Below are 23,600 nucleotides of genomic sequence, written 5' to 3'. Positions count from 1 at the left end.
GGGTGCGTCAAGGGTATAGTGCAGACCTGCGAGGACGGATTCTTGCAATGACTGCAACGGACTCACGCAAATCCCAACAAACCCAATAAGGCACCTTCGGACCAGGCCCCGACGCATACTCGCCCGCGCGACCCGGTGTCTGGCTCTGACCGCAAACAATCCCACCCCGTTAGAACTCGGCCTACGCTTGTACCTGTAGTAGATCGCAGGCCCTACCCGTGGATGCGATCAAGTCAACCCGGCCGGTGACCCAGCTTGCGCGGGCTCACAGGACCTGGCTGTCCCAGGTACTGCTGCCCTGGTAGCGCTGCTGCCAACGGTCGATGCGCCACTGGCCGGCCTTGCGCAGCAAGGTGAAGCGGCTCTCCACGATGGGCCAGCGGTTCGAGAAGAATTCCCCGCGCGTGGTCGCGCCCGCATGGGTGTCGGTCGACTCGGGCTCGTCCACGGGGAGCATGCGGTGCTGGGTGGTGATGGTGCATTGTTCAGCGCTTGGCCACTCCAGCGCCAGCAGGTCCAGGTGCAGCGGCAAATCGGGCTTGGCGCTGATGGAGATGCGCGGGTACTTGCGCGGGCGCGGCGTGGCATAGGCCTGGCGCAGGGCCATCGCGCCCGCCAGCTGCTGCCACATCACGCCCATGTCCTGATGCGCCTCGGCGCCCCCGTCCGCAGCAATCGCCTGACTCGCCGCGCGCTCCCAGTGGTTCATGGCCTGCACCCAGCTGCGTAGCGCCGCCGTGGGGCTGGCAAAGGCGGGGCTCAGTCGGTTGGCCAGTGCGGCGTGAAAGGCGCTGTCAAACGACGAGTCCTCGCCGCTGGCCAGGCTCCGCCAGTTGGGCTGCTGAAACGCGGGGAAGTCATCGGGCCAGTGCAGCACAGCCAGCGGTTCGTCGGGCCAGGGCAAGGTGCCGCTGGGCGGCGCTGGCGCAGCCGCTTGCAGCGCGGGGGGCAGCAAGGCATCCAGCCGCGCGGCTAAGGCTTCGAAGCCGTTGCGGCGCGCCAGGTCGGCAGAGGTGGCGCCCACGCCATCCTGGGCAACCACCTGCGCGCCAGCGGCCAGCAAAAGGGTCACCGCCTCGTCGCCACCCGCCTGGGCGGCGGCCATCAGCGGCGTGCGCCCTTGCTCGTCGGCCTGGTGCTCGGTATCGGCGCCAGCGGCCAGCAAGGCCTGCACCAGTGCGGCCTCATTGCCGCTGGCAGCCCAGCCCAAGGCCGTCCAGCCCATCACGGCATCGGGGGTGTTGAGCGCAACACCACGCGCCAGCAACCACCTGACCGCCTCCGCCTGCTGGGCGATCACGGCCTCGATCAGCGGCGTGCGAATGTTCCACAGGGCCGACAGGTCGTCGCCCGCTTCGGCCAATGCGGCCAGCGTGCGGATATCGCCGCGCGCTGCGGCCTGGTTGCCTGCGCCGGCTGAGGTATCGATAGGGGTTCCAGAAGCAAGCTGTGGCATGGGAGGAGACTGCGAGCCGGTCGCACATTCAAGGAGTGATGGATCGGAAGTTTAGTGCCATGCCACGAAAGAGTGATGAGGGGTGAGAGAACCCTGCGCCGGGGCCCGGAACTCCAATCGCAGATGGCTTTCCCCATCTCTGGCAGCGCCCCTCCCCCGCCGCCCATCCGAGCCCTGCAGCGCACCGGATAAACGCCGCGCAAGCCTTGACTGCTTTAGACTCGGGAGTTATATTTATCAGCTTCTTAAAGCCAACAGAGCATGTTGGCGCTTCGGTACTACTCGCGGACCATCTTGCGTCCCGTCGCGGTACCTATTTTCTTGCGTGGGGTGCTGCTGCCCCACCGCCCTGCGTCGTCAACCAAAGCCTTGTCCCTCCCGCTGGACGCCGATCCACGATCGGCAGGCCTTGCTTGCGCCGTCTGTCTCGCCGTCTTTAGCGCCTGCCTTGCGGCTGTGGAACGTGGCTGCCTTGGCTTGGGCGGCTACCGCCCAGCGCAGCGCATTGCATTGCCGCCATGGCTCCAGAGACCTTCCTGAGCTCGGCTCAGGCGCTTGCGTGGCGCCAAGAGCCTAGCTCGCATTCTCCACCCGCTTGTATAGGAAATACACCGCATGATGAACACCCGACACTTTGCCCGCACCCTGCTCGCTAGCGCCCTGCTGGCCCTTGGACTGTCCAGCCACGCTGGCGATCTGCCCGGCAAGGGCGTCAAGGTGCTGCCCCTGCAAAGTTCGTTGGCCGAGGAAACCTTCCAGACCCTGCTGGTCACGCGTGCGCTGACCAAACTTGGCTATGACGTGCAGCCCGTCAAGGAGGTCGAGTACCCGCTGGCGCATCTGGCCGTTGCGCGCGGAGACGCCACCTTCATGGCCAACCATTGGAATCCGCACCACTCGGAGTTCTACAAAAGCGTAGGGGGCGACGCCAAATTGTCGCGCAAGGGTGTGTATGCAGCCGGCGCCGCCCAGGGCTACATGATCGACAAGAAGACAGCCGACCAGTACGGGATCACCCACCTGAGCCAGCTATCTGACCCCAAGCTGGCCCGGCTCTTCGATACCAACGGCGACGGCAAGGCCGATCTGGTCGGGCCCAGCGCCGGTTGGGGTGGCGAAGCCGTGGTGAACCACCAGCTCGCCGCCTTCAAGCTGCAAGGCACGGTGAACTACACCCAGGGCAACTACCCTGCGCTGATCTCGGACACGCTGGCCCGTTATCAGCAAGGCAAGCCGGTGCTGTTCTACGCCTGGACCCCCTACTGGTTGAGCAATGTGCTGCGCTCGAGCAAGGACGTTGTCTGGCTGGAAGTGCCGTTCTCGGCCATGCCTGGTGTACAGGCGGGCACGGACACCCAATTGTCCAACGGCAAGAACTACGGCTTCCCTGTCAACAACGAATACATCGTGGCGAACAAGACCTTTGTCGAAAAGAACCCCGCCGCCGCCAAGCTGTTTGAGATCATGTCGCTGCCCATCGGGGACATCAGCGAGCAAAACCGTCGGATGCACGACGGCGAGAACCGCCAGCAGGACGTGGAGCGCCATACGGACAGCTGGATCAAGGCCAACCAAAAGACCTTTGATGGCTGGATAGAGACTGCGCTGAAGGCCGCCGCAAGCTGACCTGGGTTTGCTCTGCACGCTGGGCGCTGGGCGCGCAGCTTCTACACCTCGGCAACACCCACGCAGGCCGCCTGGCGCGTCGACCACGCACTCATTGGTCAGCGCCTTGTGCACGGATCAGATCGCGCACTGCAATGGCCGTCACCAAAAGCGCCAAACCGGCGGCGCTCAGCGTTGCCGCCGTGTAGAAGCTGATCAAAGCCCAGTAAAGGACAGGCTGCTCGGCGGCAAGGATGTCAGGTCCTTTGCGGTTGTTCAGCACCCCGGAGCGCAAGCTCTCCACCACTTCGGTCGCGCCAACCATGCAACCCCAGCCGATCAAGGCCGCGATGGCGAGGGCTGCCATCGACTGCAGCCACGGTCGCCGGCGGCTCGGAGTATTTGGACGGCCCATCACCTGCTCACTGCCTTGGCAAACGTCCAAAGGCCCATCGCTTCGCAAAGGAATGCCGCACTACCGCATCTCGCTGGCCACACCCCCTGTGCGCGATGCCAGGCAACGCATGGACGTACGGTCTGGCTGCCAGTCCGGCATAACATCCAGCGCGTCCCTTGCATCCCAGGCGCTGAGCCGTACCGCGCCAGGCACTGCTGTAGTGATCGGCCAGGTGCTGCACACAGCCCTCCGGCAACACCGGGAGGGTCCGTGCCTGCATAGGCCCAAAGCGAGATTGCTCCACTGGCGTTGTTTCCTTTTAGTGAATCCGATGTGTGGGAACCCATCCGTCGCACATTGTCTGATGTCCATCGGGTGGTGGGATGTACTGCATGCGCTTGAATAGTCTCCACGTGGCAATGGTGCAATTGTCATGCTGTCAGAAGCGCAAGGCCGCCCCATAGCAGGCATTGGAAGACAAGTTGGATTTAAACACCTTTGAGTCTCGCGCCACGAGGGCAACAGAGCGCATATTCTCCTTCGCAGCGTTTGTTGCGGCGGCCAAAGATCCGTCGACGGACCCACGCTATGCCAATGCCTGGCTGGATGCAGAGATCGTGAATGCCCTGGCCGGATGGGAAGAGTAAGGACGGCCAAGAGACTGGTCGGCGCAGTGGCAGCAGAGCTTCAGGAAGGATGCCATCCAAGCCATGGCCGTGTTGAAAAACGCCGGCAAAGCGCGCCTGTCGCCGCGACACATCCGGCCAGTGCTTGCGATCACGGTAGGTGTTATTGCAACCGTCTGGGATCGGCCAATTCAGGCAAAATCCAGATGATCGGGGCAAACCTGGCACCAGGTATGCCGGGAAGCCCACTTTGAAGAATGGAACAACACCAATGGCACTGACGAAAAAGGGCGAGTTCATGTACGGGACGACGTCGGGCGACACCCAAGCCGAGCTGCGCAGCTACAGCGTTGCGAATGGCCATGAGGCCACCCGGTTTGCCTCGTCCAAATGCGAGTGCGGCTCCCGGACTTTTGCGCTGCAGACCGACGAAGAAGCCGGCGTGGCCATCCGCACCTGCTCCGACTGCGGGCAGGAGCACCTGATGGGCGACAGCGCCGACTACATGGAAGAGGCCACCCCCGAGGGGCACGCCTGCGTGTGCGAAAACGAGGTGTTCGAGCTGGTGTCCGGCGTCTCCGTGTACCAGGGCACCCATGACGTGCGCTGGTACTACATCGCTTGCCACTGCGTGGAATGCGATCTGGTGGGGGTCTTCGCAGACTGGAAGTGTGAAGCAGGTGATGCGGCGGCCTTCCTCGCCAAGGTATGAGGGCACCGCCCGCAGAGGCGCTATTGGCAGGCTTGAGCGGCCCATCAACCAATAGAGCCCTACCCGCCGCCAGCACCTGCACCATGCGCTGAGCGCGGATGCAAGCCCTGCGGCAGCCTGCCCCGCCCTTTCCCCAGGGCTCAAAACCCACTCCCCCCCAGCTCCACAAACAGCGCCTCCCCCGCCATCACCGGCGCCAGCCAGGCCTGCACCAGCGGCAGCTCATACGCGTAAAAATAGCGCGCGCAATCGAGCTTGCCCTGCAAAAAGGCCTGCTGCCCCGCATCGGCTGCCGCCATGCCCGCATGCGCCTTGAGCGCAATTTCCAGCCACAGCCAGGCCAGCGTGACATGGCCGAAGGCGGTCATGTAGGCGGTGGCGTTGGCAAGGGCCAGCTGGGCGTTGCCGCTGGACCAGGCGGCGTCGGTGGCGGCTTGTAGGGCTTGGGTGGCAGTTTCCAAGCAGTCGGCCTTGGGTGCTTACGCGATGACCAAAATGCCTTCGCCCCTAACTCCCTGCTCCAGGAGGCCGACGGCAGGGCAAACTCCGTCGCTGTAGATCCAAGTAAGTCTTCAATGAAGCCAAAAATCCTGATGGAGAAAGGCGCCCTGCCTTCTTGGTGGATACAAGAGCGCCCCTCCGAATGGCCAGAAGACTTATGGGAGGTCGCGTGGCGCGGGGCCATCATAGGCGCATAGGTACTCGCGCGGAATGGGCCCCTTGTTTCGGCCTCCCTGCTGGGTTTGCTCCCAGGCGTGAGACAGAATTCCGACAGAGCGAGACAAGCAGAACAGTCCGCGTGCAAGTGGCGCGGGGAAACCCAGCTCTGCATAGATGACGGCGGTGGCTCCGTCAATGTTCATGGGAATACGGCGCCCATTTTTGCGTGATGCCAACTCAGCCTCAACTGCGCGGCCAATCGCTGCAAAGCGGCCGCTGATGGTGCCCGCACGCGCTGCTTCGTCTACCAATTCGAGCAAACGCGGGGCTCTTGGGTCAATGGGGTGAAAACGGTGTCCAAATCCAGATATGAATTTGCCGCGCTGTTCAATGGCTGCATCCAAGCCCGCGCTTACGGCTTCTTCGAGCGAAGCTCCAGCACTGTGGCGCTCCGCAATATCCATGTACATCTCGACGGCTTGTTCGCCAGCGCCCCCATGCACGTCTCCAAGCACGTTGACTGCAGAAGCCATGGCATTATTTAGTCCAACGCCACAGGTTGCCGCCATACGGGCGATGGCTATGCTGGGCGCTTGAGGGCCGTGGTCCACACCAGCCATAAGGACGGCGTCCAGTAGTTTTGCCTCAGCTTCGCTAGGGAGTTCACCCCGAGTCATCAGCCATATCATTTGGGGGAAGCTAATGCGACCAATCAGATCCTGGATGGCGTAGCCCCTGAAACGGATGACACCAGGGCTCATATCAATGATGGATGTCTTCCACCAGTCGCTTACACGGGGGTCATGCATGCTCATACCACTTGCTCCTTCACCAACGATTGAATTTCTGATTCCGTGTAGCCCAGCTCATGCAGGATGGCCGAGGTATGTTCGCCCAGCTGCGGAGGTGGTGTGTCAACCGTTGGCGCCTCACCATTGAGCTTGAAGCCTGTCCGAACAACGCGGATGTCACGACCGACGCCGGGCACATTGCTGAATGTGCCCACCATCCCGCGGTCTGCAATCTGGGGGTGTGAAAGGACTTGAGGTACTGTGTAGACAGGCCCTGCAGGCACGCCTACTTCGTTGAGCAGTTTCCACCAATCATTTGCTGATTTGGTCGACAGTGCATCCTCCATCAAAGCCTTCAACTCGCTGCGGTTGTGCAGGCGGCCATGGCGGTCCGCAAAGCGCGCGTCGGTCATCCACTCGGTATGGCCGAGCACTGCGCAAACGGCTTCAAACTGCTCTTGCTTGTTGGCTGCAATATTCAGCAATCCATCACCCGTTTTGAAAGTTCCGGATGGGCTCGCCGTGACGTTGTCATTTCCCAAAGGCTTAGGCTCTTTGCCTGCAATCAAGTGATTGGACACCGCCCAGCCCATCGTTGCCATAGCTGCCTCCAGCATAGAGACATCAATGAAAACACCAGCAGTGCGATGGCGGTCTGCAAGGGCTGAGGCAACAGCAAATGCCGCTGTAATACCGCCGATGGTGTCAGCTACCGGATAACCAACACGGTACGGCGCTGTATCAGCTTCTCCTGTGATGCTCATGACACCGGACATGCCTTGAATGATTTGGTCATATGCAGGAAGGTCGCGTAGCGGACCGCTTTGACCGAAGCCGGAAATCGCACAGTAGATGAGCTTGGGATTTTCCTTCAGCAAGTCTTCGTAACCGAGGCCCAGGCGCTGCATCACACCAGGTCGGTAGTTCTCCACAAGCACGTCGGCAGTGCGCACTAGTCTGCGCAATGCGTCCTTGCCCTGCGGATGTTTCAGATTAAGGGTGATGGAGCGCTTGCCAGGATTTTGCGCAAGAAAAGAGACGCCCATATTTACTTTGTTCAGCTCTTGGTCTGCACCGAGCTGGCGTGCCAGGTCGCCCCCCTGCCGAGCTTCTACCTTGATGACGTCCGCGCCCATGTGGGCAAGCTGGTGGCATGCAAAGGGTCCGGCAAGAACATTGGTAAGGTCCAACACGCGGATGCCGTGCAGGGGTTTGATGGCCATGATGATTCCTTATTCAGCTTTGATTCCGGCAGCCTTCACGATGGAAGCCCAACGCTCCATCTCGGAAGTTGCCTGTTGAGTTGCTTGTGCGGGGGAGTTGGCCACTGGTGTTAGGCCTTGTTCAGCAAGACGGCGCTTTCCCTCAGGAGAATTCAACGCTGCTGCAATAGCCGTGTTCAGCTTTTCAATGACGGGTTGGGGCGTGCCTGCAGGTGCTGCAAAACCAACCCAGAAGTCCATGATGAAGGTCGGTAGGTTGGCTTCTCGCGCAGAAGGAACGTCAGGTAGCAGTGGTGAACGGGCGTCACTGGTCACGACGAGCGCGCGCAATTTGCCAGACTTGATGTGTGGCAATGCAGTCGGCAAAGAAGTCACCAAGGCTTGCACCTGTCCGGCCATCAGGTCGGTCAACACCTGACCGGCGCCTTTGTACGGTACATGCATCAATTCGATGCCGGCAGCACTTTTGAGCAGCTCTCCGCCTAAGTGGGTGTTCGTTCCATTGCCACCTGAGCCGTAGTTCATCGCCCCTGGCTTGGATTTAGCCAGCGCGATGAATTCTTGTACCGTGTTAGCGGGCACGCCGGGATTCACCACCAATACATGGGGCGCTGCAGCTGCAGTGATGATGTGCGAGAACCCCTTTTTCCCGTCAAAGGGCATTTTGGGTAGGATGCTCGGCGCAATGGTGAACGACATCTCTGTCGTCAGGAGCGTGTAGCCATCGGGAGCAGAGCGAGCAGCAGCGTTCCAGCCTATAAGTCCACCTCCCCCCACTCGGTTATCGATGACCAGCGGTTGTCCGAGACCATTGGCCAGTTGGTTGCCCACAAGCCGCGCAACGATGTCCGTGGTTCCTCCAACAGCGTAAGGAACGATGACGGTAATAGGTTTGGACGGGTACGTCTGCGCGAACGAGGAAGCGGCCGTCAGGGCAAGCAGTGCGGCGGCAGATGAAGAAGCCAGCAGTCGAATGAATTTCATGGATGTCTCCTTTGGTTTTCGGTCTGCTACTAGCCAATCTTCACGCCGCTTTTGCGAATGACGTCACCCCAGCGCTGCTGCTCATTCTTGATCAGTGTGGAGGCCTCTTGAGGTGTTGCTGTCAGGGGTGCGCTGCCCTCAAACTGAAGCGTTTCCTGGGTGTCTGGGCGAGCAAGCGCTTTGGCGACTTCAGCTTGCCACTTCGCAAGAATCTGTGGAGGTGTACCTGTTGGTGCAACAAGCATCTTCCAGTCATTCGTTTCGAATCCCTGGTAACCTGCTTCGGCAACCGTGGGTACTTCCGGAAGGATGGGGAGCCGTTTGGACGAGCTCACTGCGAGCGCGCGCAGTTTGCCTGACTTGATAAACGTCATGACGGTCTGAGGGGTCGCAAAGTAGTAGTCCACTTGACCGCCCAAAAGGTCAGTCGCTGCGGGTCCTGCTCCCTTGTAAGGAATATGGCTGCTCTGGATGCCCGCCTGTCGTGTGAAGACTTCTCCGGTCAAATGCCCGACCGTACCGTTACCGGCAGACGCCATCGTCAGAGAGTCTGGTTTGGATTTGGCCGCGGCAACCAGATCAGCCAATGTCTTGTAGGGTGAGGCGGCATTGACCACGAGCACGACGGGCTGGCCGGCTACCGTTGCCACAGGTACGAATGCCTTGGAGACGTCGTAAGGCATCTTGGCGTAAAGATGCTGATTGATGGTCAGGTTCGCGGTTTGCCCCATGCCAATGGTGTATCCATCTGGATTGGCCTTTGCAACGGCATCCAGCCCGATGTTTCCTCCGGCTCCAGGTTTGTTCTCCACCACGAGTGTCCACCCCGTCGAAATCCGAATTTTTTCCAGCACCATGCGCGTGACGGCATCGGTGCCGCCGCCTGGTGGAAAAGGTACGACTACCTTGATGGATTGGGTCGGGTAGGACCCGGATTGCGCAAATGCTGCAGCAGATGCAAAGAGGAACGTGGCGATTCCAAGAAGGCGTGAGAAGTTTGGCATGTTGTCTCCTGAGTGGTCATTGTTGAAAGGGTCTGTCAGGTAAGTCTGTACACACGGGCTGCCGTCCCATGGAACAGTTCGTTGCGCTCTTGCGCGGAGAAATCTCGCGTCAAGCGCTTGAAGGCATTCCAGCCATTGCTGTAGCTGTAGGAGCCTTTGTCTACGGGGAAATTGCTCTCGAACATGCAGCGCTCGGGGCCGAATGCATCGATGCATGCAAGCATCCAGGGACGCCAAACTTCGGCGAGTTGCAATGAGGTTGGCGGGAGGATTCCCTTGTCAAAGTCAAACCCATTCATCCGCATGCCCAGCCCACCCAACTTGACGCACACGTTGGGGCGCTGCGCCAGAATGCGCACGGCCCGGGACCATGATGTGAAGACCTCATCCTGCCTATGTGCGTAAGCGCCAATCCGCGCAATTCCGCCGCAATGGTTAAGAATGATGGGCAGGTCAGGAAGGGCATCAGCCACCGCAACGAGCTCTGACAACTGCGGCCAAAGCAGCCAGGCGTCGTAGGACAATCCACCGCGCTCAAGCTCTTGTAATCCAGCTCGATAGGACTTGTCGGCGAGCATTCCCGGAGGAGCCACAGTCAAAGGGTTGGTGAGCGAAGCGTCGGCGTCCCAGGTCACCAGATGGCGGATGCCGCGAAAGCGACCTCGGCCTGCGACCGCATGGGCTTCAAGCACTTCCCGTACCTTTTTCCCGCGTCGCAGGTCTGCATATGCCACGATGCCCGATGCGACCTTCGGCACTGCGCCACTTGCTTCCGTGACTGCCGCCACATACTCCGTTTCACCAACCGGCTTCAGGTGTTCAGCCCCGCCGTTGCGATAGTGGGTGAGCGCCTGCATGTAGACGGTTGCCTGGATGAAATGTCCGCTACTTGCATCTGCACGAAATTGCGGTTCGAGATAGGTCCAGCCCGGCCTGTCGTAGAAATGGTGATGCGCATCAATGATGGGGAGCGCCGGTTCCAGAGCTTCTTCCGGGTTCAACGCCAACCAGTGCTCGCGAATGCTGAGATAGTTTCCACTCATGGCATTCCCTTTCAGGGTGCGGTGGACACCAATGGGATGACGCCGAGCAGCAAAGCCCCCGTCACCATGGCGATGACCAAACCGAAGACCCAGAGGAGCGAGGCTTTCTGGTTGTCGCCATAGTTCAGGTCAAGCAATGCCACCAACAGGTAGGTCGATGCCACTAGCGGGCTCAGCAGATGAATGGGCTGGCCCAACAACGATGCCCGAGCCATCTCCGCAGGGGTAATACCATAGGCACTGGCCGTATTTGCCAGCAGAGGGAGCACACCAAAGTAGAAGGCGTCGTTAGTGAGTGCGTAGGTTGCAGGCGCACTCAGCAGTGCAGTGACCGGCGCCATGTAAGGCCCAAGCCAGGTCGGAATGATGTCAAGCAGCCCGTCCGACATGGCCTTGAGCATGCCGGTGCCCGTCAAGATGCCTGTAAAGATGCCGGCTGCAAAAATGAGCGAGACAACGGCCAGAACATTGGATGAGTGGGCGGCCAGTCTTTCCTGCTGATCTTTCAACTGTGGGTAGTTGAGCATCAGCGCCAGAGCCGTGGCGATGAGAAACAACACAGGCAGCGGAAGCACACCCTTGACCAGGCAGAACATCAGCGCAATGGTCAGCAGCAGATTGGGAAGCATCATGCGTGGCCTGCGCCACTGGGGCTGCTCGCCAGCCTCATTGCCGGGATTTGGTAGCTCTTGCGGGTCACTCAGCACGCCCAGCCGCCGGCGCTCACGCAAACCAAACAGCGCAGCAACCCCAACCTGATAAGCAAATCCCACCAGCATGGCAGGTATCAAAGGGATGAAAACCTCGGACACATCGATATGCATCGCTGCTGCAGCACGCGCAGTCGGTCCGCCCCAGGGAACGATGTTCATGATGCCGATGGACATCAGCAACACGGTTGCCATGTATTGCAGCTTCACGCCGAGTCTTCGGTAGATGGGCAGTAGTGCGGCTGCACAAATGACATAGGTCGTCGCTCCATCGCCATCCAGCGCTACCGCGGTGCCCATGACGGCAGTGCCGACAAGAAGCTTCAGGGGATCGCCTTTGACAAAACGAACCACACGTCTGACCAAGGGGTCAAACAGCCCCGCATCGGACATGACGCTGAAGTAGAGGATGCCGAATGTGAGCATCACCCCCGTTGGGGCAAGCTTGGTGACCCCATCAATCATCATTTTTCCGATGGCGTCCGGTGATGCCACCACCAATCCAAAAACAATCGGAACCAAGGCCAGAGCCACCAAAGCAGACATCCGCTTGGTCATGATGAGGACCATGAAACAAACGACCATTCCGTAACCGAGCGCAAGCAACGTCACTGTCTCCACCACCTTTTTATCGTCTTACGACGTTTGCACATGTTCTATCTGATAGAACTAAGTTCTATAGGATAGAACTTTAGTCCTGAAAATGCCTTATCTGTATCCGGGCTTACCCTAGGAAATTTGCCTGTTGGATGTGTGTTCTACTCAGCAGAACAGCTGAAATCTAGGCAATGTGATGACGCAACAAACTTCTGAGACATCGAGTGGGGTGGGAGTACTGGACCGAGCGTTCGCGCTTCTTGATGCATTCAGCCCTGAAGACGACCGATTGACGCTCACCGAGCTTTCAAAGCGCACCGGCTTGTACAAAAGCACGGTTCTACGTCTGCTCACAGCCCTCGAAAGTGGGCGTTTCATCAGGAAATGTGACGATGGACAGTACGCCATCGGCCCCGCCCCGATGCGCTTGGCAGCCATCTACCAACGCAATTTTCGTATCGACTCCATCATCGCGCCGCTTCTTGAAGAGCTGAGTGCCGCCCTTGGCGAGACCGCATCGTTCTATGTGCGTGCCGGAGCCAAGCGACTTGTGCTTAGCCGCGTAGAGCCTTCGAGAGCGGTGCGCGTCTCCATCCGGATTGGAGAGGAGTTTGACATTCACCAAGGCGCGTCAGGCAAAGTGCTGCTTGCGTTTTCGGATGGCGGGCAGGATCTTGACCCAGTCCGGAACCAGCTTTGGGCCAAGTCCTCCGGGGAACGCGATCCAGAGTCCGCAGCTGTCTCGGTGCCAGTGTTTGGTGCGCTTGGGGAGCTGCTGGGTGCATTAACGATTTCAGGACCTGTATCCAGGCTGGGGCAGCCTTCCGCCACCCATCATGCGCTTCTTGCTTTGATGGATGCTACGCAACGAGCTACCGCGCAGTTCGGCGGAAACCCCTCGCGCTTTGCGGGTCCACAGAAAAAGCTGACCGATTCAGTGCCTGCAGTCGCATAGAAATTCAGCGCATCCCTTCATCTGCAGGTAGCAAGGCTATTTGCTGAAGGGCCCACACCATACGCGGACCACGGTTCCTGGCTATTCATCGCCAAGACCCGCACTACACAGCCTCAAACCTTCGTCAAAGGCTAGCGGCTCCAACCTCCAAAAACAACCCCTCCCCCGCCATCACCGGAGCCAGCCAGGCCTGCACCAGCGGCAGCTCATACGCGTAAAAGTAGCGCGCGGAATCGAGCTTGCCCTGCAAAAAGGCCTGCTGCCCTGCATCGGCAGCCGCCATACCCTCACGCGCTTTGACGGCAATATCCAGCCACAACCAAGCCAGCGTGGCATGGCCGAAGGCGGTCATGTAGGCGGTGGCGTTGGCAAGGGCCAGTTGGGCGTTGCCGCTGGCCCAGGCTGCGTCGGTGGCCGCTTGCAGGGCTTGGGTGGCCGCATCTAAGCGATCGGCGCAGGGGGCGCATGCGGGGACCGTTCTGGCAGCGGCGACGGTTTGTGCGATCTCGGCCTGCAGCAAGGCCCAGGCGGCTCCGCCATCCATGCGCAGCTTGCGGCCCAGCAGGTCGAGGGCCTGGATGCCGTGCGTGCCTTCGTGGATCATGTTGAGCCGGTTGTCGCGCCAGTGCTGCTCCACCGCATAGTCGCGCGTATAGCCATAGCCGCCCAGCACCTGGATGGCGAGGCTGTTGCCCTCCTGGCACCACTGGCTGGGCCAGCTTTTGGCGATGGGGGTGAGCACCTGCAGCAGCAGCTGCGCGGCATCGGCCTGCTGCGGCGCACCGGCGCGCTGGGTATCAACCAGCTTGGCGCAGTACAGCTGCAGCGCCAGTGCGCCTTCGGCATAGCTTTTTTGCGCCAGCAGCATGCGTTTGACATCGGCATGCTCGGCAATCGGCACCTGGGGCTGCTGCGCATTCTTCACCACCTTCTGGCCGGCAGCGACCGGGCGGCCCTGGGGGCGCTGGCGGGCATAGTCGCGCGATTGCAGGTAGCCGGCGTAGCCCAGCATGGTGGCGCCCAGCCCCACCTGGATGCGGGCCTCGTTCATCATGTGGAACATGCACTGCAGGCCCGCGCCCAGCGCGCCCACGCGGTAGCCAACGGCCCCGCCCTGCTCGCCATAGTGCAGCAAGGTGTTGACGGTGCCCCGGTAGCCCAGCTTGTGGTTCAGCCCGGCCAGCGCAATGTCGTTGCGCTCGCCGGTCACCTGGCCATCGGTATCGACCAGGACCTTGGGCACGATGAACAGCGAGATGCCGCCCACGCCAGCGGGCAGCTGGCCGTTGTCGTCGGGCACCTTGGCCAGCACCAGGTGGACGATGTTCTCGCCCATCGCATGCTCACCGCCGGAGATCCACATCTTGCGGCCCGTCAGCCGGTAGCGCGGGCCCAGCGTGTCATCGGCATGGTCGGCACCATCGGGCACGGCACGCGTGGTGATGTCCGACAGGCTGGAGCCGGCCTGCGGCTCGCTGAGGTTCATCGTGCCAAAAAAGCGGCCTTGCAGCTGCGGCAGCGCAAAGGCCTTTTGCTGTGCCGGCGTGCCGTGCGCCATCAGCAGGCCGGCATTGGCCGCTGTCAGCATTGAATAGGCCTTGAGCGCAATGCTGGCCGCCGAGACCATGCTGTTGGCCGCCATGTCCACCACGCAGGGCAGCTGCATCCCCCCTACCTCGTAGTCGTGCGATGCCGCCAGCATGCCCGATTCGGCATAGGCGGCGCAGGCCGCCGGTGTGCAATCGGGCAGATCAGCTGCTGGCCGTCAAAATGCGGCTCCTGCTGATCGACCAAGCGGTTGAAGGGCTCGAACTTGTCGGCGGCCAGGCGCTCGCACATGTCCAGCACGGCGCCATAGGTCTGGCGGTCATGGCCGGCATAGCGCGCATGGCGGCTGAGTGCCTCTACCTCCAGCCAGTCGTAGAGCAAAAAATCCAGGGTCTGGCGGATGCTGGCGTAGTCGAGTTGCATCTTACGCGACCTCAAATAAGGCTGCCGCTCCCATGCCGCCACCCACGCACATGGTGGCCACCACATAGCGCACACCGCGTCGCTGGCCTTCCAGCAAGGCATGGCTGGCGATTCGGGCGCCGGTCATGCCATAGGGGTGGCCGATGGAGATGCCGCCGCCGTTGACATTGAAGCAGGCTGGATCGATGCCCAGCTGGTCGCGGCAGTACAGCGCCTGGCAGGCAAAGGCCTCGTTCAGCTCCCACAGGCCAATGTCCTGCACACGCAGGCCATGCTGGGCCAGCAGTTTGGGGATCGCATAGAGGGGGCCGATGCCCATCTCCTCGGGCGCGCAGCCAGCCACTGCCATGCCCCGGTAAATGCCAAGCACCTCCAGGCCCCGGCGCTCGGCCAGTACCGAATCCATGACCACGCAGGCCGAGGCGCCGTCGGACAGCTGGCTGGCATTGCCGGCGGTGATGACGCCGCCGTCGATCACCGGCTTGAGCGCGGCCAGCCCTTCCAGGCTGGTGTCGGGGCGGTTGCCTTCGTCGCGGGCCAGGGTCACGTCCTGCAGGCTGACTTCCTTTGTAAGCTTGTCGGTCACCGCCATCTGGGTGCTGAAAGGCACGATCTCGCGGTCAAACAGGCCAGCGGCCTGGGCGCGTGCGGTGCGCAGCTGCGACTCCAGCGCATAGGCATCCTGCGCCTCGCGGCTGATACGGTACTTGCGCGCCACATGCTCGGCCGTTTGCAGCATCGGCATATAGGCATGGGCGGCATGCGCTGTGACGGCCGGGTCGCGCTCGCGGCTGGCCCATTCCATATAGGGCGTTTGCACGGCCGTGATGTTGTCGCAGCCGCCCGCCACCACGACCTGCATGCCATCGACCAGCACCTGCTTGGCCGCCGTGGCAATCGCCATCAGGCCGGAGGCACATTGCCGGTCTATCGTCTGCCCGGCCACACTCATCGGCAGGCCTGCGGCCAGCAAGGCGTTGCGTGCCAGGTTCATGCCGGCCGTGCCCGCCGTCAGCACGCAGCCGACCACGACATCATCCACCTCTGCCGGGTCCACTCCCGCGCGCGCCACCGCATGCTCGATGGCGTGGCCCATCATCTGGGGCGAGCGCGTGTGGTTGAGCGAGCCCTTGTAGGCCCGGCCAATGCCCGTGCGGGAGGTGGAAACAATGGCGGCGTCTTTCATGGCGGTGCTCTTCAATGTTGATGAGTTCTGGCCTTCAGGCCCTCAGGCGGCTTGCAGGCTGTCAAAGCCCTGGCGCTGCGCAGCCAGCCGCTGCAGCAGCGGCGATACCGTCCAGTAGCCATAGCGGTTGCCCCGGCTGGCGGCATAGTGCTCCAGCCGCGCTGCGATCTGCGCCAGGCCAATCTCCTCGGCCATGAACATGGGCCCACCCCGAAAATCCGGAAAGCCATAGCCGGCCGCCCAGACCACATCGATATCACTGGCGCGGTAGGCAATGCCCTCGTCCAGAATCTTGCAGCCCTCGTTGACCATGCTGTAGAGCAGGCGCTCGACAATCTCTTGCGCCGCAATTTCGCTGCGCTGGGCAATGCCATGCGCCTGCGCCAGCTCGGCCGCAATGCGGCCGGCCTCGGGGTCGGGCAGCGCCTGGCGGCCCTCGTAGCGGTAGTAGCCCAGCCCCGTTTTTTGGCCAAAGCGGCCCAGTGCAAACATCTTGCGCACCACCGCGCGGTAGCTGGCATCGGGCGGCAGGCCGCCGGCCTTGTCGCATTCGATAACGGTCTTGGCGCCCACATCGAGCCCGGCCATGTCCAGCATGCGGCAAGGGCCCATGGCCAGGCCCAGCGCCTGCACGGCCTCGTCGATCTGAGCGGGGCTTGCGCCCTCCATCAGCAAGAACTCGGCCTCGCGCAGGTAGACCTCGGCCATGCGGTTGCCGATAAAGCCAAAGCAGACACCCGAGACCACAGGTGTCTTGCCGATCTTGCCGGCCAGGTCGATGACGGTCTTGAGCACCTGCGGGGCGGTATCAGCGCCGCGCACCACCTCCAGCAAGCGCATGATGTTGGCCGGGCTGAAGAAATGCATGCCCACCACATCGGCAGGCCGCCCGGTGGCCTGGGCCAGCGCATCCACATCCAAGGTCGAGGTGTTGCTGGCGATGATGGCGCCGGGTTTGCAGACCTCGCCCAAGCGGCGGCAGACCTGCAGCTTGAGGGCCATGTCTTCATACACCGCTTCGATCACCAGGTCGCAGGGCGCGAGTGCCTGGTCGTCCAGTGAGGTGGTCAGCAAGGCCAGGCGCGCGCTGGCCTGCTCGGCACCCATGCGGCCCTTGGCCACCTGAGCCTCGTAGGTCGATCGGATCAGCTGCAGCCCGCGCTCCAGGCCGGCAGCTGCGGCATCCACCAGCACAGTGCGGATGCCGGCATTCAAAAAGCACATGGCAATGCCGCTGCCCATGGTGCCGGCCCCCAGAATGCCGACCTGCTCGATCTTGCCGGCTGGCACTTGCCGCTCCAGACCCGGAATCTGCCGGCTGCGGCGCTGTGCAAAAAACAGATGGCGCAGTGCGCGCGATTGCGCCGATGGCAGCAAGCGGTTGAAAGCCTCGGCCTCGGCGCGGGCGCCGCTGGCAAAGTCAGCCGTCAGCGCCTGCTCCACGCAGTGCACGATCGCCTCCTTGGCGGGGTACTGCGGGCTTTTGCGCGCAGCCTCCAGCGCCGTGGCAATGGCCTGGCTGTAGTCACCGGCAGGGGCGCTTTGCGCGCTCAAGCGGCGCGGCTGGCCGCCGCTGGCCAGCAGTTGGCGGCCAAAGGCCAGGCCAAACGCCAGCGGTTCGCCCTCTTCCACCGCATCAACGATGCCGCTGGCCAGCGCCTCTGGCGCGGGCACCGGGCGGCCGCTCAGCATCATGTCCAGCGCCAAGCTTGCGCCCACCAGGCGCGGCAGGCGCTGGGTGCCACCTGCACCGGGCAGAATGCCCAGCTTTACCTCGGGCAGGCCCAGCTTGCTTCCCTTTTGTGCCACGCGGTAGTGGCAGGCCAGGGCCAGCTCCATGCCAGCGCCAAATACCGTGCCATGCAGGGCCACCACCACGGGGCGCGTCTGCGCCTCAATGCGGTTCAGCAGCGCATTGATGGCCTCGGCAGAAAAGGCCGGGTTGTTGAACTCGGCGATGTCCGCGCCCGCGACAAAGGACTGGCCTTCGCCATAGATCAGCAGCAGCGGCAGCGAGGCATCGGCCTCAAACTGCGCCAGCGCCGCGCTCAGCCCTGTCAGCAGGCTGTGCGAGAACAGGTTCAATGGCGGGTGGGAGATGCAGATACGGCCTATCCCGTCTGCGCTGTGAAAGGTGACGTTGCTCATGGCTGGCAGCTCTTGGTGGAAGATAAAAATGCCCCGCTGCAGGGCGCAGGCAGGCACAGCCCCCAGTGCGGATCGGCCAGCAGACAGGCCGTTCAAACACCCAGGGGGCTTGGAGACCCAGGTTATCAGTGCGCGGCGTTTTCCACTGTTGCGCTGGCGTCTGCCGCGCGCTCGCGTTCGCGCTTCTGCGCAAAGTGGTAGCCGCTAAAGCCCTTCTGGATGGCAGCCAAGCAGTGTTCGCGGTACTTCTGGAAGCCGCCGGTAAACATGGTCAGGCCCGGGGCCTTGCCCTGCACATTGGCGCCCACATACCAGGTCTTGGCCTTGGACAGCAAGGTGCGCGGCGCCAGCGAATGGACAAGGTCCATCCAGGCCTGCTCCTCTTGCGCGCTGGGCTCGATGCTGCTGAAGCCCTGGGCCTGCATGTGGCGGATGGCAGCGGCCGTCCAGTCCACATCGTTCTCGCTGGTGCGCACCACATTGGCCAGGGCCGAGGGGCCATTGGGCCCGGTGGTCATGAACAGGTTGGGGAAGCCATGCATCATGATGCCAAGGCACGAGGTAGCGCCCTCCTTCCACTTCTGCTGCACCGTCAGGCCATCGCGCCCTTCCACCTCAAACGCCAGCAGCGCGCCGGTCAGGCCGTCGTAGCCGGTGGCAAAGATCAGCACATCCAGCTCCACCTCGCCCGACTGCGTGCGCACGCCCTTCTCGGTGATGGACACGATCGGGTCGCTGATGCAGTCGCGCAGATGCACATGGGGCTGGTTGTAGGTTTCGTAGTAGCCGGTATCGAGGCAGGGGCGACGGGCAAAGATGGGGTAGCCGCGCGGCTTCAGCGCCTCGGCGGTGGCCGGGTCGTCTACCGCTTCGCCAATCTTGCCACGCACAAACTCGGCCACTTCCTCATTGGCCTGCTCGTTCTGCATCAGGTCGGCAAAGGTGCCCAGCATCGCCAGGCCGCCTTGCAGCCAGGCATCTTCCAGCAGCGCCTGGCGCTGCGCCGGCGTCACGCTGAAGAAGGGGCGGCTGGACTGCGGCCGCACGCCACCAACATTGCTGTTGCGCGCCAGCTCGCGGATGCCGGCATAGTGGCGCTTGACCTCAGCGACGTACTGAGGCTCCAGCGGCACATTGCGCATTGGCATCGTAAAGCTCGGCGTGCGCTGAAAGACAAACAGCTCGCAGGCCTGCTTGCCCACTTCCTGCACGATCTGGATGCCGGTCGATCCGGTGCCGATCACGCCCACGCGCTTGCCGCTGAAATCCACCGGCTCATGCGGCCAGCGCGCCGCGCGCAGGATCTGCCCGCCAAAGCGGTCGATGCCTTCAATCTCGGGCTCCTTGGGTACCGACAGCGGCCCGGTCGCCATGATGCAGTAGCGCGCCTCATAGCACTCGCCCCGGTTGGTGCGCACTACCCACAGCTGGCGTGCCTCGTCCCAGCGGGCGCTCTCCACGCGGGTGTTGAACTGGTAGTGCTTGCGCAGGTCCAGCCGCTCGGCGACAAAGTTGAAGTAGCGCATCAGCTCGGGCTGCGCCGCAAACTGCTCCGACCAGGTCCATTCCTGCTCGATCTCGGGCGAGAAGGAGAAGCTGTAGTCGATGCTGGGCAGGTCCACCCGCGCGCCGGGGTAGCGGTTCCAGTACCAGACGCCGCCCACATCGCCGCCGGCCTCGAAGGCCTGGATCTTCAGCCCCATCTCCCGGAACTTGTGCACTGCGCACAGACCGCCAAAACCGGCGCCCACGATGACCGCATCCACCTGGTGGATTGTGTGATTGTCCATTGCTCTTTGTCTCCTGCTGGCTGGTGCCGGCCGCCCCGCCACACCGCAGCGGGGCACCGGCTCGATAGGGGATGGCAGGCCGCCTCCGCCTTGTTCTCGCTGCATCATGCCTACTTGCCGACCGGTAAACAACAGGGTTTCCCCGCAAGCGTTTTGGAGGGGACAAGTCCAGGGTAATCCCGAGCTTGCAGCGCTGCTGCGGCTGCTAAACTTTTTACCTGCCGACAGGTATATAAAACAAAACAAGGAGCAACATGCAAGGGCTAATGCAGCAGCGCGCGCTGCGGATTTCCGGCTTGCTGGAACATGCAGCACGCTTTCATCCCCAGGTGGAAGTCGTCTCCCGCACGCCGGACGGCGAGCTCACGCGCTCGAACTGGCTGACCGTGTCCCAGCGCTCGCGGCGCCTGGCTGCGGCCCTGCTGCGCCAGGGCATGGCCAGCGGTGCACGCATGGCTACGCTGGCCTGGAACACGCACCGCCATCTGGAGCTGTACTACGCCGTATCGGGCGCCGGCGCGGTGCTGCACACCGTCAACCCGCGCCTGTTTGCCGACCAGATCCGCTACATCATCAACCATGCGGCCGATGATTATGTGTTCTTTGACCTGAGCTTTGCCGGCCTGGTGGCCGATCTGGCGCCCAGCCTCAAAACGGTGAAGGCCTTTGTGGCGCTGTGCAAGCCCGACCAGATGCCCGCCATGGACCTGCCCGCCCCACTGCTGTGCTACGAGGACCTGGTGGCTGAGGACGCGGGCGACTTTGACTGGCCCGAGCTGGCCGAAGACAGCGCCTCATCACTGTGCTACACCTCGGGCACCACGGGCAACCCCAAGGGCGTGCTCTACAGCCACCGCTCTACCGTGCTGCATTCCTGGGTGGTCTGCGCGGCCGATGGCCTGGCGCTGCGTGCCCGCGATTGCGTGCTGCTCACCGTGCCGATGTTCCATGTCAACGCCTGGGGCCTGCCCTATGCCAGCGCCATGTGCGGCGCCAAGCTGGTGCTGCCCGGGCCGGACCTGAGCGGCAAGGCGCTCTACCAGCTGATGCGCGACGAGGGCTGCACTTTCTCGCTGGGCGTTCCCACGGTCTGGATGGGCTTTTTGCAATATGTGGAGAGCCTGCCCGCCGGCGACAAGGAGGCCTTGAAGCTTGAACGCATCATGATGGGCGGCTCTGCCGCGCCCCGCGCGATGATTGACCAGTTCGACAGCCTGCTGGGCGTGACCGCCAACCAGGCCTGGGGCATGACCGAGACCAGCCCGGTGGCCACCGTCAGCACCCTGCTGCCCCAGCATGAAGCGCTGGCCCGCGACGCGCGCATCGATGTGCGTGCCCGCCAGGGCCGGCCCATGTATGGCGTGGATGTGGCCATCTTCAATGACGAGGGCCAGCAGCTGCCGCCCGGCGATCCGGCCCCTGGCGAGCTGCGCGTGCGCGGGCCCTGGGTCATCTCCGCCTATTACGGGCAAGAGGCCGGCTCGGCGCTGGATGCGCAAGGCTGGTTCAGCACCGGCGATGTGGCCCGTATCGATGACGAGGGCTTTGTGCAGATCACCGACCGCGCCAAGGATGTCATCAAGTCCGGCGGCGAATGGATCTCCTCGATCGACATCGAGAACCTGGCGCTGGCCCACCCCGCTGTCAAGGAAGCCGCCGTCATCGGCGTGCACCACGAGCGCTGGCAAGAGCGCCCGCTGCTGGTCATCGTGCGCAAGCCCGGCACCGATGTGAGCGGCCAGGAGGTGCTGGACTTTATGAAGGACCGGCTGGCGCGCTGGTGGCTGCCCGATGCGGTGGAGTTTGTCGACGAGCTGCCCCACACCGCCACCGGCAAGCTGCTCAAGACCCGGCTGCGCGAGCAGTTCAAAGGCTACCAGCTGCCGGCGGCCACCTCTAAGGCATCCGCCGCCAACTGAAACACCCGCCCGGTACGCGCACGGCCCCACCAGAAAAGGCCGGCGCAGCCGCAGCAGCCAGGCCCCTTGGCTGCCCGCACCAGGAGACAAGACATGAACGCCCTCACCGCGCAGGCAGCGGCCGCGCGCATCCATCCATTGCTGCCCCAGCGCGATCTGCTGGGCGAATGCCCGCTGTGGGATGTGGCCACGCAATCGCTGTACTGGATTGATGGCCGCGCCCAGTGGGTACACCGCTACTGGCCGGCAGACGGCCGGCAGCAGCAGTGGGCGCTGCATGCCCATATCGGCTCCATCGCGCTGTGCCGCAGCGGGCGCCTGCTGCTCGCGCTGGAGGATGACTTCCATTTTCTGGACCCGGACAGCGGCCAGATCACGCCGATGGGCGTGCAGGTGCAGCACAGCGGCGAGCGCATGCGGCTGAACGATGGGCGCTGCGACCGGGGCGGCCGCTTTGTGGTCGGCTCGATGAGCATGACGCCGCAGTCCCCCACCGGCAAGCTCTACCAGCTGAGCGGCGATGGCCGCCTGCGCGAGCTGGACCAGGGTTTTCAGGTTGCGAACGCCACCTGCTTTAGCCCCAACGGCCGCTGGCTGTACTTTGCCGACAGCCCGGCGCGCCAGATCTGGCGCTATGCCTATGACCCGGCCACCGGCGCCTGCGGTGCGCGTGAGGCCTTTATCGACACTGGCGCGCTGGGCCTCGCGCCCGATGGCGCCACCGTCGATGCCCAGGGCTATCTCTGGGTGGCCATGGTGCTCAACGGCCAGTTGGCCCGCTTTACGCCCGGTGGCGAGCTGGCCGGCACGGTGGATTTTCCCGCCGATGCCTACGTCACCTGCCCGGCCTTTGGCGGCCCGGCGCTGCAAACCATCTACCTCACCTCGATCAGCAACAGCGGCAACCTGCTGCGCTCCAGCCACCCGGATGCGGGGGCCGTCTTTGTCATCGACGGCCTGGCCGCAACAGGGCTGGAAGAAGCGCGTTTTGACGATACCAACAGCCCACGCTGAGACGTGGCAGAACCTATTTTTATTTTGACCAGGAGACAAACACCATGACACAACGCTTTGCAGGCAAGGTCGCGCTCGTGACCGGCGGCGCACAGGGTATCGGCCGCGCCATCGTGCAGGCCATCGCGGATGAGGGCGGCAGCGTCGGCATTCTGGACCGCGCCGAGGACAAGGCCGCCGAGGTGGCCGCAGCCATCGTGGCCCAGGGCGGCCAGGCCCACGCCTATGGCGGCAATGTGGCCGACCGCGACAGCTTCAGCAGCGCGATTGCTGATCTCAAGCACCGCTACGGCCGCTTTGACATCCTGGTCAACAACGCCATCTGGGTGCGCTACGGCCCGATTGCCGACATCACGCCCGAGGCGCTGCAGCGCATGGTGGGCACCGGCTTTAACTCCATTGTCTGGGGCATCCAGACGGCGGCGGAAGCGATGGACGACGGCGGCAGCATCGTCAACATTGCCTCGGCGGCCGCTTTTATCGGCATGCCCCAGGGCATGGTGTACTGCGGCGTCAAGGCCGGGGCGCTGGGCCTGTCGCGCGCAGCAGCGGCAGAGCTCGGGCCACGCGGCATCCGCGTCAACTCGGTCTGCCCCGGCTCCATCCCGACCGAAGGCGTGGGCATCAATGTCGATGCAGAAAAAGTGCGGCTGCGCATCGCCAAGACGCCGATGGGGCGCCTGGGCACGGTGCAGGACATTGCCCGCGCCGCCTGCTTTTTCGCGTCGGACGACAGCCGCTTTGTCACCGGCGAATCGATGCTGGTCGACGGCGGCGCCACCCAGTCCTTCATCTGATCGGAGGCGCCG

19 protein-coding genes and 1 pseudogene are annotated in these 23,600 nt (G+C 62.9%); 7 read left to right on the top strand and 13 right to left on the bottom strand.

Annotated features, from left to right (window positions below):
• Positions 1–265 precede the first annotated feature (265 nt).
• Positions 266–1,456 carry an ankyrin repeat domain-containing protein gene (locus tag WH367_RS19825; protein ID WP_339537376.1) on the bottom strand — a complete coding sequence of 397 codons (1,191 nt, stop codon included), beginning with the start codon at positions 1,454–1,456 and terminating at the stop codon, positions 266–268.
• 615 nt (positions 1,457–2,071) lie between these two features.
• Here WH367_RS19825 and proX point away from each other — a divergent pair.
• Positions 2,072–3,082, top strand: a complete 1,011-nt coding sequence (proX, locus tag WH367_RS19820) for a glycine betaine/L-proline ABC transporter substrate-binding protein ProX (RefSeq protein WP_445228133.1) — start codon at positions 2,072–2,074, stop codon at positions 3,080–3,082.
• 91 nt (positions 3,083–3,173) lie between these two features.
• Here the strand turns inward: proX and WH367_RS19815 are convergent, their stop codons facing one another.
• Entirely contained in the window at positions 3,174–3,428 is a 255-nt protein-coding gene (locus WH367_RS19815; protein ID WP_148293049.1) for a hypothetical protein, read from the bottom strand.
• Positions 3,429–3,940: 512 nt separating this feature from the next.
• Here WH367_RS19815 and WH367_RS19810 point away from each other — a divergent pair.
• On the top strand, positions 3,941–4,105 hold the full coding sequence (locus WH367_RS19810) for a hypothetical protein (RefSeq protein WP_339537375.1): 165 nt from the start codon (positions 3,941–3,943) through the stop codon (positions 4,103–4,105).
• A gap of 250 nt (positions 4,106–4,355) precedes the next feature.
• On the top strand, positions 4,356–4,796 hold the full coding sequence (locus WH367_RS19805; RefSeq protein ID WP_339537374.1) for a hypothetical protein: 441 nt from the start codon (positions 4,356–4,358) through the stop codon (positions 4,794–4,796).
• 140 nt (positions 4,797–4,936) lie between these two features.
• Here the strand turns inward: WH367_RS19805 and WH367_RS19800 are convergent, their stop codons facing one another.
• The 7 genes from WH367_RS19800 to WH367_RS19770 all read right to left on the bottom strand — a co-directional run bounded on the left by WH367_RS19800 (position 4,937) and on the right by WH367_RS19770 (position 11,823).
• A complete protein-coding gene (locus tag WH367_RS19800; RefSeq protein ID WP_339537373.1) occupies positions 4,937–5,257 on the bottom strand; it encodes an acyl-CoA dehydrogenase C-terminal domain-containing protein in 321 nt (106 codons plus the stop codon).
• Between the two features lie 195 nt (positions 5,258–5,452).
• A complete protein-coding gene (locus WH367_RS19795) occupies positions 5,453–6,271 on the bottom strand; it encodes a citryl-CoA lyase (protein WP_339537372.1) in 819 nt (272 codons plus the stop codon).
• Positions 6,268–7,470, bottom strand: coding sequence for a CaiB/BaiF CoA transferase family protein (locus WH367_RS19790; protein ID WP_339537371.1), 1,203 nt, complete (start codon positions 7,468–7,470; stop codon positions 6,268–6,270). The genes WH367_RS19795 and WH367_RS19790 overlap by 4 nt, the downstream gene beginning before the upstream one ends.
• 9 nt (positions 7,471–7,479) lie before the next feature.
• Positions 7,480–8,454 (bottom strand): Bug family tripartite tricarboxylate transporter substrate binding protein, encoded by a 975-nt coding sequence (locus WH367_RS19785; RefSeq protein WP_339537370.1) that lies wholly within the window; start codon positions 8,452–8,454, stop codon positions 7,480–7,482.
• 29 nt (positions 8,455–8,483) lie between these two features.
• On the bottom strand, positions 8,484–9,458 hold the full coding sequence (locus WH367_RS19780) for a Bug family tripartite tricarboxylate transporter substrate binding protein (protein ID WP_339537369.1): 975 nt from the start codon (positions 9,456–9,458) through the stop codon (positions 8,484–8,486).
• Between the two features lie 35 nt (positions 9,459–9,493).
• The gene (locus tag WH367_RS19775; protein WP_339537368.1) at positions 9,494–10,501 is read right to left on the bottom strand and encodes an amidohydrolase family protein; all 1,008 of its coding nucleotides are present in this window, start codon (positions 10,499–10,501) and stop codon (positions 9,494–9,496) included.
• A gap of 11 nt (positions 10,502–10,512) precedes the next feature.
• The gene (locus WH367_RS19770) at positions 10,513–11,823 is read right to left on the bottom strand and encodes a CitMHS family transporter (protein ID WP_339537367.1); all 1,311 of its coding nucleotides are present in this window, start codon (positions 11,821–11,823) and stop codon (positions 10,513–10,515) included.
• Between the two features lie 181 nt (positions 11,824–12,004).
• Between WH367_RS19770 and WH367_RS19765 the strand changes: the two genes are divergently transcribed.
• Positions 12,005–12,763, top strand: coding sequence for an IclR family transcriptional regulator (locus tag WH367_RS19765; RefSeq protein ID WP_339537366.1), 759 nt, complete (start codon positions 12,005–12,007; stop codon positions 12,761–12,763).
• 124 nt (positions 12,764–12,887) lie between these two features.
• Here the strand turns inward: WH367_RS19765 and WH367_RS19760 are convergent.
• The 4 genes and pseudogenes from WH367_RS19760 to WH367_RS19745 all read right to left on the bottom strand — a co-directional run bounded on the left by WH367_RS19760 (position 12,888) and on the right by WH367_RS19745 (position 19,858).
• Positions 12,888–14,734: pseudogene (locus tag WH367_RS19760) on the bottom strand (acyl-CoA dehydrogenase).
• Position 14,735: 1 nt separating this feature from the next.
• Positions 14,736–15,920, bottom strand: coding sequence for an acetyl-CoA C-acyltransferase (locus WH367_RS19755; RefSeq protein ID WP_339537365.1), 1,185 nt, complete (start codon positions 15,918–15,920; stop codon positions 14,736–14,738).
• 42 nt (positions 15,921–15,962) lie between these two features.
• A complete protein-coding gene (locus tag WH367_RS19750) occupies positions 15,963–18,068 on the bottom strand; it encodes a 3-hydroxyacyl-CoA dehydrogenase NAD-binding domain-containing protein (protein WP_339537364.1) in 2,106 nt (701 codons plus the stop codon).
• Between the two features lie 125 nt (positions 18,069–18,193).
• Positions 18,194–19,858, bottom strand: coding sequence for a flavin-containing monooxygenase (locus WH367_RS19745; protein ID WP_339537363.1), 1,665 nt, complete (start codon positions 19,856–19,858; stop codon positions 18,194–18,196).
• A 254-nt stretch (positions 19,859–20,112) separates the two neighbouring features.
• Between WH367_RS19745 and WH367_RS19740 the strand changes: the two genes are divergently transcribed.
• The 3 genes from WH367_RS19740 to WH367_RS19730 all read left to right on the top strand — a co-directional run bounded on the left by WH367_RS19740 (position 20,113) and on the right by WH367_RS19730 (position 23,588).
• Positions 20,113–21,777 carry a long-chain-fatty-acid--CoA ligase gene (locus tag WH367_RS19740; protein ID WP_339537362.1) on the top strand — a complete coding sequence of 555 codons (1,665 nt, stop codon included), beginning with the start codon at positions 20,113–20,115 and terminating at the stop codon, positions 21,775–21,777.
• Between the two features lie 93 nt (positions 21,778–21,870).
• On the top strand, positions 21,871–22,791 hold the full coding sequence (locus WH367_RS19735; RefSeq protein ID WP_339537361.1) for an SMP-30/gluconolactonase/LRE family protein: 921 nt from the start codon (positions 21,871–21,873) through the stop codon (positions 22,789–22,791).
• A 44-nt stretch (positions 22,792–22,835) separates the two neighbouring features.
• Positions 22,836–23,588, top strand: coding sequence for an SDR family NAD(P)-dependent oxidoreductase (locus WH367_RS19730; RefSeq protein ID WP_339537360.1), 753 nt, complete (start codon positions 22,836–22,838; stop codon positions 23,586–23,588).
• Positions 23,589–23,600: the final 12 nt, after the last annotated feature.

The sequence above is a fragment of the Comamonas sp. MYb21 genome, assembly GCF_037479395.1.
Lineage (GTDB): Bacteria > Pseudomonadota > Gammaproteobacteria > Burkholderiales > Burkholderiaceae_C > Comamonas.
The sequence above is the reverse complement of the archived record's forward strand: the minus strand, read 5'-3'. Positions and strand labels throughout refer to the sequence as shown.

Bases quoted from the DNA above. Each gene is read 5' to 3' on its own strand.
- WH367_RS19825 (WP_339537376.1), bottom strand. From the start codon at position 1,456: ATGCCACAGCTTGCTTCTGGAACCCCTATCGATACCTCAGCCGGCGCA.
- proX (WP_445228133.1), top strand. From the start codon at position 2,072: ATGATGAACACCCGACACTTTGCCCGCACCCTGCTCGCTAGCGCCCTG.
- WH367_RS19815 (WP_148293049.1), bottom strand. From the start codon at position 3,428: ATGGCAGCCCTCGCCATCGCGGCCTTGATCGGCTGGGGTTGCATGGTT.
- WH367_RS19805 (WP_339537374.1), top strand. From the start codon at position 4,356: ATGGCACTGACGAAAAAGGGCGAGTTCATGTACGGGACGACGTCGGGC.
- WH367_RS19795 (WP_339537372.1), bottom strand. From the start codon at position 6,271: ATGAGCATGCATGACCCCCGTGTAAGCGACTGGTGGAAGACATCCATC.
- WH367_RS19790 (WP_339537371.1), bottom strand. From the start codon at position 7,470: ATGGCCATCAAACCCCTGCACGGCATCCGCGTGTTGGACCTTACCAAT.
- WH367_RS19785 (WP_339537370.1), bottom strand. From the start codon at position 8,454: ATGAAATTCATTCGACTGCTGGCTTCTTCATCTGCCGCCGCACTGCTT.
- WH367_RS19780 (WP_339537369.1), bottom strand. From the start codon at position 9,458: ATGCCAAACTTCTCACGCCTTCTTGGAATCGCCACGTTCCTCTTTGCA.
- WH367_RS19775 (WP_339537368.1), bottom strand. From the start codon at position 10,501: ATGAGTGGAAACTATCTCAGCATTCGCGAGCACTGGTTGGCGTTGAAC.
- WH367_RS19765 (WP_339537366.1), top strand. From the start codon at position 12,005: ATGACGCAACAAACTTCTGAGACATCGAGTGGGGTGGGAGTACTGGAC.
- WH367_RS19755 (WP_339537365.1), bottom strand. From the start codon at position 15,920: ATGAAAGACGCCGCCATTGTTTCCACCTCCCGCACGGGCATTGGCCGG.
- WH367_RS19750 (WP_339537364.1), bottom strand. From the start codon at position 18,068: ATGAGCAACGTCACCTTTCACAGCGCAGACGGGATAGGCCGTATCTGC.
- WH367_RS19745 (WP_339537363.1), bottom strand. From the start codon at position 19,858: ATGGACAATCACACAATCCACCAGGTGGATGCGGTCATCGTGGGCGCC.
- WH367_RS19740 (WP_339537362.1), top strand. From the start codon at position 20,113: ATGCAAGGGCTAATGCAGCAGCGCGCGCTGCGGATTTCCGGCTTGCTG.
- WH367_RS19735 (WP_339537361.1), top strand. From the start codon at position 21,871: ATGAACGCCCTCACCGCGCAGGCAGCGGCCGCGCGCATCCATCCATTG.
- WH367_RS19730 (WP_339537360.1), top strand. From the start codon at position 22,836: ATGACACAACGCTTTGCAGGCAAGGTCGCGCTCGTGACCGGCGGCGCA.